Origin of the sequence: Pseudomonas sp. JUb52 (assembly GCF_004341115.1) — a bacterium.
Taxonomy (GTDB): domain Bacteria; phylum Pseudomonadota; class Gammaproteobacteria; order Pseudomonadales; family Pseudomonadaceae; genus Chryseomonas; species Chryseomonas oryzihabitans.
In genome coordinates this window covers 459,194-473,779 of record NZ_SLYS01000003.1, presented here as the reverse complement: position 1 = coordinate 473,779, position 14,586 = coordinate 459,194, and the positions used below count along the sequence as shown (strand labels likewise).

Annotated in this window: 15 protein-coding genes; 7 read left to right on the top strand and 8 right to left on the bottom strand. The window is 68.0% G+C overall.

Annotation, left to right across the window (positions count from 1 at the left end; genetic code table 11):
- Positions 1–5: 5 nt before the first annotated feature.
- Positions 6–533, top strand: a complete 528-nt coding sequence (locus EC839_RS07805; RefSeq protein WP_007162948.1) for a glycine zipper 2TM domain-containing protein — start codon at positions 6–8, stop codon at positions 531–533.
- Between the two features lie 153 nt (positions 534–686).
- Here the strand turns inward: EC839_RS07805 and EC839_RS07800 are convergent, their stop codons facing one another.
- The 7 genes from EC839_RS07800 to EC839_RS07775 form a co-directional block, all read right to left on the bottom strand.
- Entirely contained in the window at positions 687–1,727 is a 1,041-nt protein-coding gene (locus EC839_RS07800) for an acyltransferase (protein WP_007159687.1), read from the bottom strand.
- A 286-nt stretch (positions 1,728–2,013) separates the two neighbouring features.
- Positions 2,014–2,559, bottom strand: a complete 546-nt coding sequence (locus EC839_RS07795) for a hypothetical protein (RefSeq protein WP_007159686.1) — start codon at positions 2,557–2,559, stop codon at positions 2,014–2,016.
- A 120-nt stretch (positions 2,560–2,679) separates the two neighbouring features.
- Positions 2,680–2,817 (bottom strand): hypothetical protein, encoded by a 138-nt coding sequence (locus tag EC839_RS24130; protein ID WP_007159685.1) that lies wholly within the window; start codon positions 2,815–2,817, stop codon positions 2,680–2,682.
- Between the two features lie 64 nt (positions 2,818–2,881).
- The gene (locus tag EC839_RS07790) at positions 2,882–4,234 is read right to left on the bottom strand and encodes an MATE family efflux transporter (RefSeq protein WP_007159684.1); all 1,353 of its coding nucleotides are present in this window, start codon (positions 4,232–4,234) and stop codon (positions 2,882–2,884) included.
- A 79-nt stretch (positions 4,235–4,313) separates the two neighbouring features.
- A complete protein-coding gene (pcp, locus tag EC839_RS07785; RefSeq protein WP_007159683.1) occupies positions 4,314–4,952 on the bottom strand; it encodes a pyroglutamyl-peptidase I in 639 nt (212 codons plus the stop codon).
- A gap of 8 nt (positions 4,953–4,960) precedes the next feature.
- Positions 4,961–5,911, bottom strand: a complete 951-nt coding sequence (locus EC839_RS07780; RefSeq protein ID WP_007159682.1) for a DUF979 domain-containing protein — start codon at positions 5,909–5,911, stop codon at positions 4,961–4,963.
- Positions 5,908–6,615, bottom strand: a complete 708-nt coding sequence (locus EC839_RS07775; RefSeq protein ID WP_007159681.1) for a DUF969 domain-containing protein — start codon at positions 6,613–6,615, stop codon at positions 5,908–5,910. The genes EC839_RS07780 and EC839_RS07775 overlap by 4 nt, the downstream gene beginning before the upstream one ends.
- Positions 6,616–6,886: 271 nt before the next feature.
- Between EC839_RS07775 and EC839_RS07770 the strand changes: the two genes are divergently transcribed.
- The 6 genes from EC839_RS07770 (at position 6,887) to bfr (ending at position 11,921) form a co-directional block, all read left to right on the top strand.
- Entirely contained in the window at positions 6,887–7,807 is a 921-nt protein-coding gene (locus EC839_RS07770) for a LysR family transcriptional regulator (protein ID WP_007159680.1), read from the top strand.
- 105 nt (positions 7,808–7,912) lie between these two features.
- Positions 7,913–8,659: a 5-oxoprolinase subunit PxpA gene (locus EC839_RS07765; RefSeq protein WP_007159679.1), complete on the top strand. Its 747-nt coding sequence runs from the start codon at positions 7,913–7,915 to the stop codon at positions 8,657–8,659.
- Positions 8,656–9,333, top strand: a complete 678-nt coding sequence (pxpB, locus tag EC839_RS07760) for a 5-oxoprolinase subunit PxpB (protein WP_007159678.1) — start codon at positions 8,656–8,658, stop codon at positions 9,331–9,333. The genes EC839_RS07765 and pxpB overlap by 4 nt, the downstream gene beginning before the upstream one ends.
- Positions 9,330–10,262, top strand: a complete 933-nt coding sequence (locus EC839_RS07755) for a biotin-dependent carboxyltransferase family protein (RefSeq protein WP_007159677.1) — start codon at positions 9,330–9,332, stop codon at positions 10,260–10,262. The genes pxpB and EC839_RS07755 overlap by 4 nt, the downstream gene beginning before the upstream one ends.
- Before the next feature lie 150 nt (positions 10,263–10,412).
- Positions 10,413–11,303: a PA4780 family RIO1-like protein kinase gene (locus tag EC839_RS07750; RefSeq protein WP_007159676.1), complete on the top strand. Its 891-nt coding sequence runs from the start codon at positions 10,413–10,415 to the stop codon at positions 11,301–11,303.
- 120 nt (positions 11,304–11,423) lie between these two features.
- A complete protein-coding gene (gene bfr / locus EC839_RS07745; RefSeq protein ID WP_007159675.1) occupies positions 11,424–11,921 on the top strand; it encodes a bacterioferritin in 498 nt (165 codons plus the stop codon).
- A 30-nt stretch (positions 11,922–11,951) separates the two neighbouring features.
- Here bfr and EC839_RS07740 read toward each other — a convergent pair whose 3' ends face one another.
- On the bottom strand, positions 11,952–14,519 hold the full coding sequence (locus tag EC839_RS07740; protein ID WP_132832494.1) for an ATP-binding protein: 2,568 nt from the start codon (positions 14,517–14,519) through the stop codon (positions 11,952–11,954).
- Positions 14,520–14,586 lie beyond the last annotated feature (67 nt).

Below are 14,586 nucleotides of genomic sequence, written 5' to 3'. Positions count from 1 at the left end.
TTGTAGTGAACAAGTCGATGCTCGTAGGTACGGTTCTGGGAGCCATCGTCGCCACCGCTGGTGGCGCCGTGGCGTACAGTTTCGTCGACCGCGGGCCTCAGTACGCCGAGGTCGTCGCCGTCCAGCCGGTCAAGGAAACGGTCAAGACCCCGCGCGAGGTCTGCAAGGAGGTCGCGGTGACGCATCGGCGGCCTGTTCAGGACCAACACCAGATCGCCGGGACCGCCGTAGGCGCGGTGGTCGGCGGTCTGCTGGGCAACCAGGTCGGCAACGGCAGCGGCAAGACCCTGGCGACCATCGCCGGTGCCGTGGGCGGTGGTTACGCCGGCAACAAGGGTCAGGAATACATGCAGAACCGCGACACCTACACCACCACCCAGACCCGCTGCAGCACGGTCAACGACAGCAGCGACAAGGTGGTCGGCTATGACGTCAAGTACCTGCTGGATGGCAAGATCGGCCAGGTCCGCATGGACCACGAGCCGGGCAAGCAACTGGAAGTCAAGAACGGCCAGGTGCTGGCTAGCCAGTGATCCGCGTGACCGGCTGAAGCCCCAGGGCTGCAGCCAACAAAAAACCCGCTGCCAGGTGACTGGCAGCGGGTTTTTTGTTGGCTCTTGCGCGGTGATTCGAAAGCTCTGCCGCGCCGACCAGGGCGCGCAGGGCGCCCTGGTCGGTGCCGTCACCTAGACGGCGGGGCGGGGGGTTTCTGCTTTGGGCCGAAGCCACCGCCGGGCGGAGATCCACGCCGGCGCCTCGAACAGACCATTGATGCCGCGGGCTTCCAGCAGCTTGGCGATGGCCACCGGCACCAGGATGCCGAAGGCGCAACCAGCGACGATGTGCAGCAGGCCGTCGTTGATGTGCAGGCCCTTGCTCAGGACGATGCGGGCGCCACTGCCGCTGAGCACGTGCATTACGTAGATGGGCATGGACAGCGCGCCCAGGGTGAGCACCCACTGCAGCGGCCGCTGCGCCAGCACCATGCAGAGGCTGCTGACGAAGACGATGCCGTTCAGCGCCAGCACCAGGGTGGCCAGGCCACGATCGGTATAGACCAGGCCCAGCAGGCCGTGGAACCAGTATTCGAGCACCACGAACAGCAGACCCGAACCCAGCATCACGCCACCGGCCTGTTCCTCGATGGCCTGCTTGAAGTTGTTGAACCAGACGCCGAAGGCGAAGAACACGAAGTTCTGCGCGGTAAAGGTGAAGAAGAAGTCTTCCGGGCCGGCGTTCTGGAACAGATAGACCAGGGCGCCAAAGGCGAACACGGCAAAGAAGGCCAGCGGCTTGGCCCAACGATAGGCGAGCATGGCCAGGCAGAACACCAGGAACAGCGCATAGAGGAACCAGAACTGCTGGCGTGGCTCCCAGACCGTCAGGACTTCGCTGAAGCTGACGCCGCCATTGGTGTAGCGCGACATCAGCGCCTCCACCGAGCCCTGCAGCAGCGACCAGACCAGGAAGGGATAGACGATGGTATCGATCTTGTTCACCAGCAGGCCGCCGGTGCCACGCTTGATGAAGGAGCTGTAGAAGAACAGGCCGGACAGGAAGAAGAACAGCGGCATGTGGAAGCTGTAGATGACGCTGTCCACCAGGCCGTGGAATTCGGCGTCCTGCAGGATGCCGGCGTTGAGCAGGCCGCGGACGACATGGCCGTAGACGACCAGCACGATGCCTATGGCTTTGGCATAGTCGACCCAGAGATTGCGAGTGTTCATTGAATGATCCTTTTCAAAAGAGAACCTGTGCAGCTGAAGCCAAAGCACTGGGGCAAACGAAAGCGGGAACGCTGCGGCGCCAGGGCGCGCGTTGCGACAGGTTCGGTCATGGTAGGACTCCCGAAGGAACGACGTCCGTAAGTAGCCGGTTACAGGAAGGGGCTCCTTGCCCGCGTTCTGACCGTGGCTATCTGCCATTGTTCATGGCTTGTTTCCGGCCATACGTGAACGGGGCAACACTTTGATGGCCAAAGGCCCAATTGTCCGACGAGCTGTAACCGGATGTTTAGAGAGAATCTTTGACGAACTGCAGCTGCTTCTCCTTGAGCAGGGGCTCGTAGCGCGGCGAGGTATAGATCAGCAGGACCTGCTTCTTGCGTGCCGCCTGGGCGCTGAACTTGTAGACGACGGTGTCGTGATCGAAGGCCAGATAGGCCTGGGCGTCGTCGTCCTGGGTCAGGCGCTCGAAGGCGGCGGCCGACGACTGGGAAGAGGGCTTGCCGTACTTCTGGGTGAGGCCTTCGGCGATCAGGAAGGACTGCGCCAGGGGCGTGACGATGGACAGGCGCAGGAAGCGACCATCGATGAAGAAGGCGCCGGCCTCGACCTTTTCACCGGCGAAGGTCAGGTCGGTGCACTCGAAATACTCGACGCCGACGACGTCGATCTTGCGCGGCAGGAAGGTGCAGAGCTTTTTCGCCAGAAAGGCTTTCTGCTCGGTGCCGAAGGCGATCCCGGCGTAGCCGTCGACGGCCTGGGCCAGCGCCGGGACAAGCGCCAGTAGCGCCAACAGGGGCGCGCGCAGAGGCGACAGGTAGGACCTGACGGTCATGGTGATCCGGATTCCCTTCACAAAGGCCCTTGGGCCCACTCAACCCGACGGATGCTAAGAGCTCCGCCGGGGCTTTGCCACCGCTGTCGACGGCTTTTGTCGAGAGGTTCAGGGTTGGCGTCAGGCGATGCCGGGCGGAATCTGGTCCTTGCCGTAATCCTTGAGCTTTTCCAGATTTTCCGGCTTCTGGTGCTCGGGGACGTCGTCGCCGTCGGCGGGGGTGTCCAGGGGTTCCTGATCGCGGGTGTCTTCGCTCATGGCAGCGCTCTCGGCAGGGGATGTCCGACTTTGAGGGGAGCGCCGACCCGGCGGTTCCGCAGCGTCAGGCGCTGCCGTCGTCGCTGAGCCAGCCTTCGCGGTGGGCCAGGCGCCAGGCGAGCAGGGCGGAGATCAGGCCGCGCAGCGCCATGAAGGCGAGAAAGGCCAGCCACAGGCCGTGGTTGCCGAGGCCGCGCAGCAGCCAGCCGAGCGGCAGCGCCAGCAACAGCGCCAGCAGCATCGAGTTGCGCATCTCCCGGGCGCGGGTGGCGCCGATGAAGAGGCCGTCCAGCAGGTAGCTGACCATGGCGATCAGCGGCAGCACGGCCAGATAGGGCAGGTAGGCGTGAGCCGCCTCGCGTACCGCGGCGATGTCGCTCTGCAGGGCGACGAACAGATCGCCGCCCAGGGCGAAGGCCAGGGCGAAGCCGAGGCTGGCCAGCAGCGACCAGCCGCCGGCGATTACCAGCACCCGGCGCAGGGTAGCGCCCTCGCGGGCGCCCAGGGCATGGCCGGCCAGGGCCTCCACCGCATGGGCGAGGCCGTCGAGGGCGAAGGCGGTGACCAGCAGGCCATTGAGCAGCAGGGCGTTGACCGCCACCGTGGTCTCGCCCAGCTGGGCGCCCTGGGCGGCGAACAGCAGGAACACCGCCTGCAGCGCCAGGGAGCGGATGAAGATGTCGCGATTGACCGCCAGCAACGGTCGCCAGCTGGCGAGGAGACGTAGCGCCGGGCGATCAATCCGGCCGGGCCACAGCCGCAGGCGGCGCAGCACCAGCCAGAGGCCGAGCAGCATGCCGCTCCATTCCGCCAGCACCGAGGCCAGGGCGATGCCCTGCACCCCGGCGCCGAGGCCGAGCACGAAGCCGGTCACCAGCAGCAGGTTCAGAGCATTGGTGGTGAGCAGTAGCACCAGCGGCGTGCGCGCATCCTGGGTACCGAGCAGCCAGCCGATCACCGCGTAACTGAGCAGCGCCGCGGGCAGGCCGAGCAGGCGCAGGTACAGAAAGCGCGCGGCCAGGTCGGCGAAGGCGGGGTCCAGGCCGAGCCAGGCGAGCAACGGCTCCAGCGCCAGGCTGGCGGCCAGCAGCAGGAGCAGCGACAGACCCAGCCCGAGCAGGCCGGCCTGCAGGAGGATCTGGCGCAGGGCGGCGCCGTCGCGGCGGCCGCTGGCCTGGGCGGCGAAGCCGGTGGTGCCCATGCGCAGGAAGCCGAGGATCCCAAGCAGGGCGGTATAGAAGGCGCCGCCCATGGCCACCGCGGCGAGCTGACGAGCTTCGGGCAGATGACCGGCGATGGCGCTGTCGACCAGGGTCACCAGCGGCACGCTGAGATTGGACAGGATCATGGGCGCGGCCAGGGCCCAGACGCGGCGGTGCAGCAGGGGGTGACGCCAGTCGGCAAGCAGGGTGGACATGGGCTAATCGCAGCGGCGGCGGAGGGGGCATTGTAGGCCAGCCGGCCCGGGTGGTCCTCCGCCGCAGCGCCTGCGGGGGTCAGTCCAGTTGGCCGCCGCCTTCGCGCAGGTCTGCCTGGGTGGTCGCCACGCAGGTGAGCGCCAGGCGCAGACCGGCGATCAGGGTCTCCAGGGCCATGGATGACGCGCCGGGCTGGTGTGCGGCCTGGGCCGGCAGGTAGGGGATATGGATGAAACCGCCGCGTACCCCGCTGCCCTGCAGGCGATGCAACAGGCCGTAAAAGACGTGGTTGCAGACGAAGGTACCGGCAGTCTGGGACACCGCCGCAGGAATGCCGGCGTCGCGCAGGACCCGGGTCATGGCCTTGATCGGCAGGGTGCTGAAATAGGCCGCCGGGCCGCCGGCCACCACCGGCTCGTCGATGGGCTGGCGTCCGGCATTGTCGGGGATGCGGGCGTCGTCGACGTTGATGGCGATGCGCTCCAGCGACAGCTCGGCCCGCCCGCCGGCCTGGCCGACCGCCACCACCAGGGTCGGGCGATGGCGCTCGAGCAGCTCATCCAGCACCCGGAGCGCGGCGCCGAATTCGGTTGGCAGCTGCGCCGCGACCACGGTCAGATCGCCGAGGCGCTCGCCATCCAGCCGGCGCACGGCTTCCCAGGAGGGGTTGAGGGTCTCGCCGCCAAAGGGCGCGAAACCGGTGAGCAACAGGGTCATGGGATACCTCACATCAGCAGATAGAGCAGCACCACGTTGCAGGCCAGCACCGCCAGGGCGGTGGGGACCTGGGCCTTGATCACGGCATTCTTGTCGTCCAGCTCCAGCAGGGCCGCCGGGACGATGTTGAAGTTGGCCGCCATGGGCGTCATCAGGGTGCCGCAGTAGCCGGAGAACATGCCGATGGCGGCCATCACCGCCGGATCGGCGTGGTATACGCCCACCAGCACCGGCACGCCGATGCCGCCGGTCATCACCGGGAAGGCGGCGAAGCCGTTGCCCATGATGACGGTGAAGGCGGCCATGCCCACCACATAGACCACCACCGCCACCAGGCGCAGGTCGAGGGCCACGTAGGCGGTGGCCAGGTGCGCCACCGCCTTGCCGACGCCGGCGTCGGTAAAGACCAGGCCGAGCATGGCCAGGGCCTGGGGCAGCACCAGCGACCAGCCCAGGGCATCGGTCAGGCGGCGCGATTCGCGCATCGCCTGGATCGGGGTGTCGCGGGTCAGCCAGCAGGCCAGCGCCAGGGCCACCAGGGCGCCCAGGCCGAGGGAAACGAAGGTGACGTTCTTCGGGTCGAGCAGCGGCAGGCCGGCGATCTGCACGTCCTTGAGCAAGACGCTGCCGATCACCGTCACCACCGGAATGGCCAGCGCCGGAATGAACAGGCGATTGCCCAGGCGTCCGGCGCTGGCGCGGGTCTCGCGTTCGGGGCGAGTCACGTGATGCCCGCTGCCCACCGCGCCGCAGCCGGCCAGCACCGCCATCAGCAGCACCCCGGCACCCACCCAGGCGGGTGGCAGGCGATCGCCGATCAGGAAGACCAGGCTGAACAGGCCCCAGAACAGACCGCTGGTCCAGCGCTTGGGGTGCTGACGATCGGCCAGCGTCATGACCGCGGTCAGCGCCAGGATGGCGCCGGCCAGCCAGAACAGGTACTGGATCGACAGGATCATGGCCGCACCTCCCGGTTGGCGGTCAGCTCGCGATAGAGCTGGCGATCAAAGCGGTGCAGGCGCAGGGCGTGGATGAAGAAGGCGCAGAGCGCCGTGGGAATGCCCCAGAGGGCGATGTGCAGGGGTTCGACATCCAGTCCGGCGCCGAGCAGGAAGGTGTGCATCAGGGCGATGGCGCCAAAGGCGACGAAGATGTCCTCGCCAAAGAACAGGCCGACATTGTCGGTGGCAGCGCAAAAGGCCAGCAGCCGCTGACGCAGGGCCTCGGGCAGGCGACCATGAATCTTTTCGGCGGTGCCTTCGGCCATGGGCGCCAGCAGCGGGCGGACCATCTGCGGATGGCCGCCGAGGCTGGTCAGCCCCAGGGCGGCGGTGGTCTCGCGGACGAAGAGGTAGAAGATCAGCAGGCGGCCGACGGTGGCGTTGCGAAAGCGGGCGATCCAGTTCTGCGCATGCAGGCGCAGACCGTGGCGTTCGAGCAGGCCGATCACCGCCAGCGGCAGCAGGATGATCAGCGGCAGGGCGCGCGCCTTGATGAAGCCGGTGCCGATGGCGGCGAGCAGCGCCTCGGGACTGAACTGGGCGGCGATTCCGGTGGCCACGGCGGCCAGGGCGACGACCAGCAGCGGATTGAACCTCAGCACGAAGCCGACCACGATGACCAGCACGCCCAGCAGCGGCCAGAGGTTGACGGTGGTTTGCATAGGTGGATGTCTCCAGCAGGTCCACCGCGCTCCGGGCAGACGGTGCGGCGGACGGTAGGAAGCCGCGGGCGGCTTCGGCTGATCCAGGCAGTGCCCGCGGCACCGCTCGTTATTGTTGTCAGACGTCACTTGGCATAACGCCGGCTGGCATCTTTCGCCGCCGGCGGAGCTGGCGTCCAGCAAATAAAACTGTTCGCCGCCGATAGGGAAAAGCGGGGCAGACAAGGCGCCGGTGGGGGTAAAGTGGCGGGGTAGCCTTGTCGAGGTCCCCATGAATCTGCGCTTTCTCGATACCTTCGTCTGGGTCGCCCGCCTGGGCAGTTTCCGCCTGACGGCGGAAAAGCTGTCCACCACCCAGGCGGCCATTTCCAGTCGCATCGCCGTGCTGGAGAGCGAACTGGGCGTGCAACTGTTCCTGCGCGATTCCCGCGGCGTGAGCCTGACCGCCGAGGGCCATCGGGTGCTGGGCTACGCCGAGCGGATGCTGGCGACCCAGCGCGAGCTGCACGAGGCCCTGGGCCATGGCCAGACCCTAGAAGGTCGCCTGCGCATCGGGGTGATGGATACGGTGATCCACAGCTGGCTGGATCAACTGATCGCCGCGGTCACCCAGACCTATCCGGCCATCGAGCTGGAACTGACCGCGGACACGGCGCTGAATCTGGCCGAGCAACTGGCGCGCGGGCAGCTCGACCTGATCTTCCAGACCGATTTGCTGCGCGCCGAGGGCATCCGCAACCTGCACCTGGCCAGCTATCCGGTGCGCTGGCTGGTGGCCAGCGACAGCCACCTGGCGCGACCCTACGCCAATCTGGCCGAACTGGCCGGCGAGCGCCTGATCACCTTTTCCCGCCATTCGCGTCCGCACCAAGACATCCTTGGTCTCTTGCAGCGCGAGGGCATCGCCGAACCGCGGGTCTGCTGCATCAATTCGGTGGCGGCCATCATCAAGCTGATGGGCGAGGGCTTCGGCATCGGCGCCCTGCCGCCGGCCCTGGTGATCGAGGAATTGGCCCGCGGCAGTCTCATGCCCTTGCCGCTGGCCGGCCCGCCACCCTTCGATGTCCAGGCCAGCTGGCATGGCGGCGCCGGCCTGGCGCTGAGCGAGGCGGTGGTGGCCCTGAGCCAGACGGTAGTGGCCGAATGGTGCACGCGGCTGGGGCCGGAGCGCGCCTTGCCGGTGCTGGTCTAGCCCCGATGTTGCAACAGCTTCTTATCGCCAGCGCCCGGAATCTTTTGTTGGACAGCGGCGCTCCGGCTTTCCGACACTCGAGCTACCTTCTCAGAGGATCCTGTCATGCCCGCTCGCCTGCTGCTCAATTGCGATTCCGGTGAAAGCTACGGTGCCTGGTCCATGGGCGACGACGCCCATGCCATTCCCCTGGTCGACCAGGCCAATCTGGCCTGCGGCTTCCACGCCGCCGATCCCCTGACCATGCAGCGCGCCGTGACCCTGGCGGTGGCCAATGACGTGCAGATCGGCGCCCATCCGGCCTATCCCGATCTGGTGGGCTTCGGTCGGCGACCCATGGCCTGCACCCCGGCCGAGGTGGAAGCCATGATCCTCTACCAGATCGGCGCCCTCGACGCCTTCTGCCGCGCCGCGGGCGTGCGCGTCGAGTACGTGAAGCCCCATGGCGCCCTCTACAACGCCCTGGTCAAGGACGATGCCCTGTTGAGCGCCGCGCTCTCCGCCTGCGCCCGCTATCGCCAGGGACTGCCGCTGATGGTGCTGGCCAAGGCCGACAATGATCGCGAGCGCCAGCTGGCCGAAGCCGCCGGGGTGCCCTTGCTGCTGGAGGCCTTCGCCGATCGCGCCTATCTGGCCGACGGCTCCCTGGCTCCGCGTGGCCAGGTCGGCGCCGTCCATCACGACCCCGAGCGCATCCTCGCCCAGGCCGTCGCCATCGCCCGCGGCGAAGACTTTCCCGGTTTTGATGGCCAGCCCATGCGGCTGCAGGCCGACAGCCTCTGCGTGCATGGTGACAACGCCGAATCCCTGGCGGTACTGCGGCGGCTGCGCGCCGCGCTGGATGCCCTATGATCGTTTGCAAGCCCTTTGGCGTCGCGGCGCTGCTGCTCGAACTGGCCGAGCATCCCGATGCCGAGCTGCCCCCGCGCATCGCCCGCCTGGGCGAGCGGATTCGCCAGCGTTTCGGCCCGGCGGTGACCGACCTGGTGGCGGGCTGGACCAGCCTGCTGGTGCACTACGATCCCCTGCAGCTGACCCTGGCCGAGCTGCAGGCCGGACTCGACCCCCTGCTGGCCGACTGGCCGGGCGCCGCGCCGGCCGGCGAGGGCGGGCGCCTGCACCAGGTGCCGACGCTCTATGCCGGCCCTGATCTGGCCGAGGTGGCCGAGCGCTGTGGCCTGAGCGAGGGCGAGGTCATCACTCTGCACAGCGGTCGCGACTATCAGGTGGGCGCCATCGGCTTCATGCCGGGCTTCGCCTTTCTCGGCGAACTGGACGAGCGCCTGGCGCTGCCCCGGCGCAGCACGCCGCGGACCCACGTACCCGCCGGCAGCCTGGCCATCGCCGAACGCCAGACCGCCGTCTATCCCCAGGCGTCGCCGGGCGGCTGGAATCTCATCGGTCGCTGCCTGTGGACGGTCTTCGATGCCCGCGCCGAGCCGCCGTGCCTGCTGGCGCCCGGTGATCGGGTGCGCTTCGTACCCGTCGACGAAGCGGCCTTTCGCGCCCAGGGAGGTCAGCCATGAGCGGACTGCAGGTCATCAAGCCCGGTCCCCTGACCCTGCTGCAGGATCTGGGGCGCCAGGGCTGGCAACACCTGGGGGTGGCGCCCTCGGGGCCCATGGACGGCCATGCCGCGCGCTGGGCCAATCGCCTGGTGGGCAATCCGGTCGCGGCGCCGCTGCTGGAGATCGCCCTGGGCGGCGCCGAATTCGAGATCGAGACCAACACCTGGCTGGCGCTGACCGGTGCGCCGCTGGACGCTCGCCTGGATGGCGAGCCCCTGCCGGCCTGGTCGTGCTTTCCGGTAAGGGCTGGCGCGCGCTTGCGCCTGGGCTTCGCCCAGTCCGGGCAGCGCGCCTACCTGGCCGCCGCCGGTGGCGGCTTCCAGGCGTCGGCGACCCTGGGGAGCGTGGCCAGCAACCGACGCGAAGGCCTGGGCGGGCTGGAAGGCCAGGGCGCGCCGCTCACCGCCGGGCAGCGACTGGGCTGCGCGGCGGTGAGCGAGCTGCATACCCACGGCTGCGGCCCGGCCGCGCGCTTCGTGCCGGACTATCGCGAGGTGCCGACCCTGCGGGTGATCCTCGGCGGCGACGCCGAGGCCTTCGGCCCGGCGCAGCAGCAGGCGCTTTGCACCCAGTCCTGGCGCATCAGTCCGCAGTCCGATCGCATGGGCATCCGCCTGGCCGGCGAGGTTCCCCTGGCGCCCCCGCGTCGCCAGTGGTCGCTTGGGGTGGTGACCGGAGCCATCCAGGTGCCGCCGGATGGCCAGCCCATCGTGCTCATGGCCGATCGCCAGACCATGGGCGGCTATCCGCTGCTGGGCTTCATCCATCCGCTGGACCTGGCGCGCCTGGCCCAGTGCCCGGCTCATCACCAGGTGCGCTTCGCCCCGGTGGAGCTGGCCGAGGCCCAGGCCGAGTGGCGGCGGTTCCTGGCCTTCTTCGGCGGCTGAGGGTGCAACCGGTCACGGCTGAGGAATCTTGTCCGCTTCGATGAGTCGCACGCTCAGGGGCGACGCCGACTTCCCTTTCTCGGCGTCTGGCTTGAAACTTGCCTCACACGTCCCCCCGAGACGACCGACAAGAAGGAGCTGGAACCGGCGATGAAAATTCCCAAACGCATCGAGCCGCTGATCGAGGACGGCTTGGTCGATGAGGTGATACGGCCCCTGATGAGTGGCAAGGAGGCGGCGGTCTACGTGGTGCGCTGCGGCAGCCAGGTACGTTGCGCCAAGGTCTACAAGGAGGCCGACAAGCGCAGCTTCCGCCAGGCCGCCGAGTATCAGGAGGGGCGCAAGGTGCGTGGCAGTCGGGAAAACCGCGCCATGGCCAAGGGCTCCAAGTTCGGTCGCCGCGAGCGCGAGGACAATTGGCAGAACGCCGAGGTGACGGCGCTCTATCGCCTGGCCGATGCCGGGGTGCGGGTACCCAAGCCCCACGACTTCCTCGACGGCGTGCTGCTGATGGACCTGGTCACCGACGGCCATGGCGAGGCCGCGCCGCGGCTCAACGACGTGACCCTCACCGCCGAGGAAGCGCTGCGCTACCACGAGCTGATGATCGGCCAGATCGTGCGCATGCTGTGCGCCGGCCTGGTCCATGGCGACCTCTCCGAATTCAACGTGCTGCTGGCCGAGGACGGCCCGGTGATCATCGACCTGCCCCAGGCGGTGGACGCCGCCGGTAACAACCACGCCTTCCGCCTGCTGGCGCGGGACGTGGAGAACATGGCGCTGTATTTCGGTCGCTTCGCCCCGGAATTGCGCAAGACCCGCTATGCGCCGGAGATGTGGGCGCTGTTCGAGAAGGGCGAGCTGTTCGCCAATACCCGCCTGACCGGCGAATTCGTCGAACGCGAAGGCCAGGCCGACGTCCATGCGGTGATGCGCGAGATCGAGGCCGCCCGGCGCGACGAGGAGCGCCGCCAGGCCGCGCGGCGCGAGCAGGACGAGCCCAGCGTGCGCGAAGAGCCGCCGCCGCCCTGGCTAAGCTGATCGTGAAGCAGAACGATTAGCGCTGCGATGAGACGAACGGCCCCAGTGGTCGGGCGATGAACGGCGTCCTCCGGGCGCCGGCGCGCTAAACTGGGCACTGAACAGCACAGGACTCTTTTCATGCAAGGCCATCCGGACGTCATCAACTACCTCAACCAGCTGCTGCGCGGCGAGCTGGCGGCGCGCGACCAGTACTTCATCCACTCGCGGATGTACGAGGACTGGGGCCTGATGCGCCTGTACGAGCGGATCGGCCACGAGATGGAAGAGGAAACCCAGCACGCCGATGCCCTGCTGCGCCGCATCCTCTTCCTCGAGGGCACGCCGGACATGCGACCCAATGCCATCACCGTCGGCCAGACCGTGCCGGAGATGCTGCGCGCGGACCTGGCGCTGGAGTACGAGGTACGCGAAGCCCTGGCCCAGGGCGTGGCCCTGTGCAACCAGCACAAGGACTTCGTGACCCGCGAGATCCTCGTGGTGCAGCTGGAAGACACCGAGGAAGACCACGCCTACTGGCTGGAGCAGCAGCTGGGCCTGATCGACAAGATCGGTCTGCAGAACTACCTGCAATCGCAGATGAAGGGCGGCACCACGCCCCATGGCGCCGGCCTCTGAGGTCGGCCGAGCGGCGCCGCCAGGCGTCGCTCAGGGCGTGCGGGCGTCGTCCTCCGGCGCCCGTGGCAGATAGAGCGAGATGCAGGTACCCACGCCCGGCGTGGTGTCGACCTGGATCTGGCCACCCGACTGATGCACGAAGCCGTGCACCATGGACAGGCCCAGTCCGGTACCCTGACCCGGCGGCTTGGTGGTAAAGAAGGGATCGAAGATCCGCTCCACGGTCTCCGGCGCAATGCCGGTACCGGTGTCGCTCACCTTGACTCTCACATAGTCTCCGGCAGGCAGATCGTCCGGTCGCTCGGGTGCGTCCTCGGACAGATTGGCCGTGGACAGCCGCAGCTGGCCGCCCTGGGGCATGGCGTCCCGGGCGTTGATCGCCAGGTTGAGCAGGGCGCTTTCCAGCTGCACCGCATCGATCACCGTTGGCCAGAGCGGCTCCGCCGGCTCGGCCTGCACCTCGATCGCCGGGCCGACGCTGCGGCGGATTAGCTCTTCCATGGCCAGCATCAGTTCGTTGACGTCGGTGGGCTTGGGTTCCAGCGTCTGCCGCCGGGAAAAGGCCAGCAACCGCTGGGTCAGGGAGGCCGCGCGCGCGGCGTAGGCCTGGGCGCCGCCGAACAGCCGGTCGAGCTGGTCGGTCCGGTTCTGCTGCAGGCGGCGCTCGATCAACTCCAGGCTGCCGATGATGCCGGCCAGCAGGTTGTTGAAGTCATGGGCGATGCCACCGGTCAACTGGCCGATGGCTTCCATCTTCTGCGCCTGGTGCAGCGCCTGCTGCGCCTGGGTCAGTTCGGCGGTGCGCTCGATCACCCGCTGTTCGAGGGTCTCGTTGGCGGTCCGCACCGCCTGGAACAGCTGGGCCTGCTCGATGGCGATGGCCGCGCGAGCGGCCAGAGCGACCATCAGGCGTTCGTGGCGGGCGTTGAAGCGCCCTGGTTCGGGATGGCCGAAGCCCAGTCCGCCGAGCACCGCACCGCTGCGGGCCACTACCGGGACGGCCAGATAGCTGCGCACCGGCAGGCGGCCCCCGCTGCTGCCTGGAGGTGCCAGGGCATGGCCAAGCCGAGGATCGCTCGCCAGGTCGTCACTGCGGACCACGCCCGCGCGGCCCAGGGTGGTGACAAACAGGGCGGTGGCGCCGGATTCGCCGAACTGCTCGAACAGGTCCCTTTCGACGCCGGACAGGGTGAAGCGCTGCAGGCGCCCGCCATCCGCTTCGTGGCGTTGATTGAAGTAGGCGCCGAAATCCGCTCCGGTCAGTTCCACTCCGGCATCGGTCACGGTCTGCACCAGGTGCGCCAGATCCAGTTGGCTGGCCAGCTCCGTGTCGATGCGCTTGAGCGCTTCGAGGGTGCGGGTTTCCTCGCGCAACTCCGCCTCGGCCTGCTTGCGGTCGCTGATGTCCACCAGGAATTCGAAGGCACTGCCATCGGGCAGGCGCTTGGCCGCCACCAATGCCCAGCCGGTCGAGCCGTCGCGGCGCCGGTAGTTGCGCTCCTCGGGCGGTGACTGGTCGTCGATGCACTGCAGCATCGGCGCGGGCCAGGCGATACGGCCGGTCGCCAGATCCCCGTGGTCATGGCCACTCATGCGCAGGAAGGCGTCATTGGCATCGATCAGCCGCCCCTCGGCATCGAAGCAGAGGGCGCCTACCGTCTCGATCTCCAGGGCGGTGCGAAAGCGTCGTTCGCTGGCCTCCAGGGCGGCTCGCGCCAGATGGGCTTCGGTGACGTCCTGTCCCAGGCAGAAGATGCCGATTACCTGGCCGGCTTCGTCGGTCAGGGGTTCGTAGATGAAATCCAGGTAAAGGGTGCGGACCGGTTCGCCCGCGGTTTCCAGGCGCAGCGGCTGGTGCTCGGCGACGAACCGCCGACCGCTGCGATAGACCTGCTCGAGCCACTCGAAGTAGCCCTGATTCTGCAGTTCGGGAAAGACCTCGCGCACCGTGAGGCCTTCCCGGGGCCGACCATCGAACAGCCGGCTGAAGGCGACGTTGACGAAGTCGAAGACGTGGTCCGGGCCGCGCACGATGGCGACGAAGCCGGGCGCCTGTTCGAACATCCGCCGTTGGCGGGCGGCATCCGCGGCGCGACGGCGCTCGTCGAGGATACGCTGGGTGGTCTCGTGGCCCTGGTTGAACACCCCGGCGATCTCGCCGCCTTCGCCACGGATCGGGGTGAAGCTGTAATTCCAGTAGGTCTCGGTGACCACCCCCTGGCGCACCATCGGCAGCAACTGGTCGAACACCGAGAAGCCCTGGCCCGTGGTCAGGACCTGCGTGAATTGCGGCCCCACCACCGGCCAGATGTCCTGCCAGACCTCCTGCGCCGGGCGACCCAGGGCCCAGGGATGCCGCTCGGCGGGAATCGGCGCCCAGGCGTCGTTGTAGAGCAGCAGCAGGTCGGGGCCCCAGTAGATGGCGGTGGGAAAGCTGGAATTCAGGCAGATGCTCAGCGCGGACCTGAGAGATTGCGGCCATTGGGACGGAGCGCCCAGGGGCGACTCCGACCAGTCGTGGGTGCGCAGCCGGGCGCCCATGTCACCGCCGCCGGCGAGAAAATCCAGTTCGTTCCAGTCGGCAATCTGCGCTGCCATCGGTTATTTCTCCCCAGCCACTTCTGCAGTTCCAGGCGTTCAGACCACAACCGAACCGGAACTGCAG

Coding starts and splice junctions, on each gene's coding strand:
- EC839_RS07800 (WP_007159687.1), bottom strand. CDS start 1,727: ATGAACACTCGCAATCTCTGGGTCGACTATGCCAAAGCCATAGGCATC.
- EC839_RS07795 (WP_007159686.1), bottom strand. CDS start 2,559: ATGACCGTCAGGTCCTACCTGTCGCCTCTGCGCGCGCCCCTGTTGGCG.
- EC839_RS24130 (WP_007159685.1), bottom strand. CDS start 2,817: ATGAGCGAAGACACCCGCGATCAGGAACCCCTGGACACCCCCGCCGAC.
- EC839_RS07790 (WP_007159684.1), bottom strand. CDS start 4,234: ATGTCCACCCTGCTTGCCGACTGGCGTCACCCCCTGCTGCACCGCCGC.
- pcp (WP_007159683.1), bottom strand. CDS start 4,952: ATGACCCTGTTGCTCACCGGTTTCGCGCCCTTTGGCGGCGAGACCCTC.
- EC839_RS07780 (WP_007159682.1), bottom strand. CDS start 5,911: ATGATCCTGTCGATCCAGTACCTGTTCTGGCTGGCCGGCGCCATCCTG.
- EC839_RS07775 (WP_007159681.1), bottom strand. CDS start 6,615: ATGCAAACCACCGTCAACCTCTGGCCGCTGCTGGGCGTGCTGGTCATC.
- EC839_RS07770 (WP_007159680.1), top strand. CDS start 6,887: ATGAATCTGCGCTTTCTCGATACCTTCGTCTGGGTCGCCCGCCTGGGC.
- EC839_RS07765 (WP_007159679.1), top strand. CDS start 7,913: ATGCCCGCTCGCCTGCTGCTCAATTGCGATTCCGGTGAAAGCTACGGT.
- pxpB (WP_007159678.1), top strand. CDS start 8,656: ATGATCGTTTGCAAGCCCTTTGGCGTCGCGGCGCTGCTGCTCGAACTG.
- EC839_RS07755 (WP_007159677.1), top strand. CDS start 9,330: ATGAGCGGACTGCAGGTCATCAAGCCCGGTCCCCTGACCCTGCTGCAG.
- EC839_RS07750 (WP_007159676.1), top strand. CDS start 10,413: ATGAAAATTCCCAAACGCATCGAGCCGCTGATCGAGGACGGCTTGGTC.
- bfr (WP_007159675.1), top strand. CDS start 11,424: ATGCAAGGCCATCCGGACGTCATCAACTACCTCAACCAGCTGCTGCGC.
- EC839_RS07740 (WP_132832494.1), bottom strand. CDS start 14,519: ATGGCAGCGCAGATTGCCGACTGGAACGAACTGGATTTTCTCGCCGGC.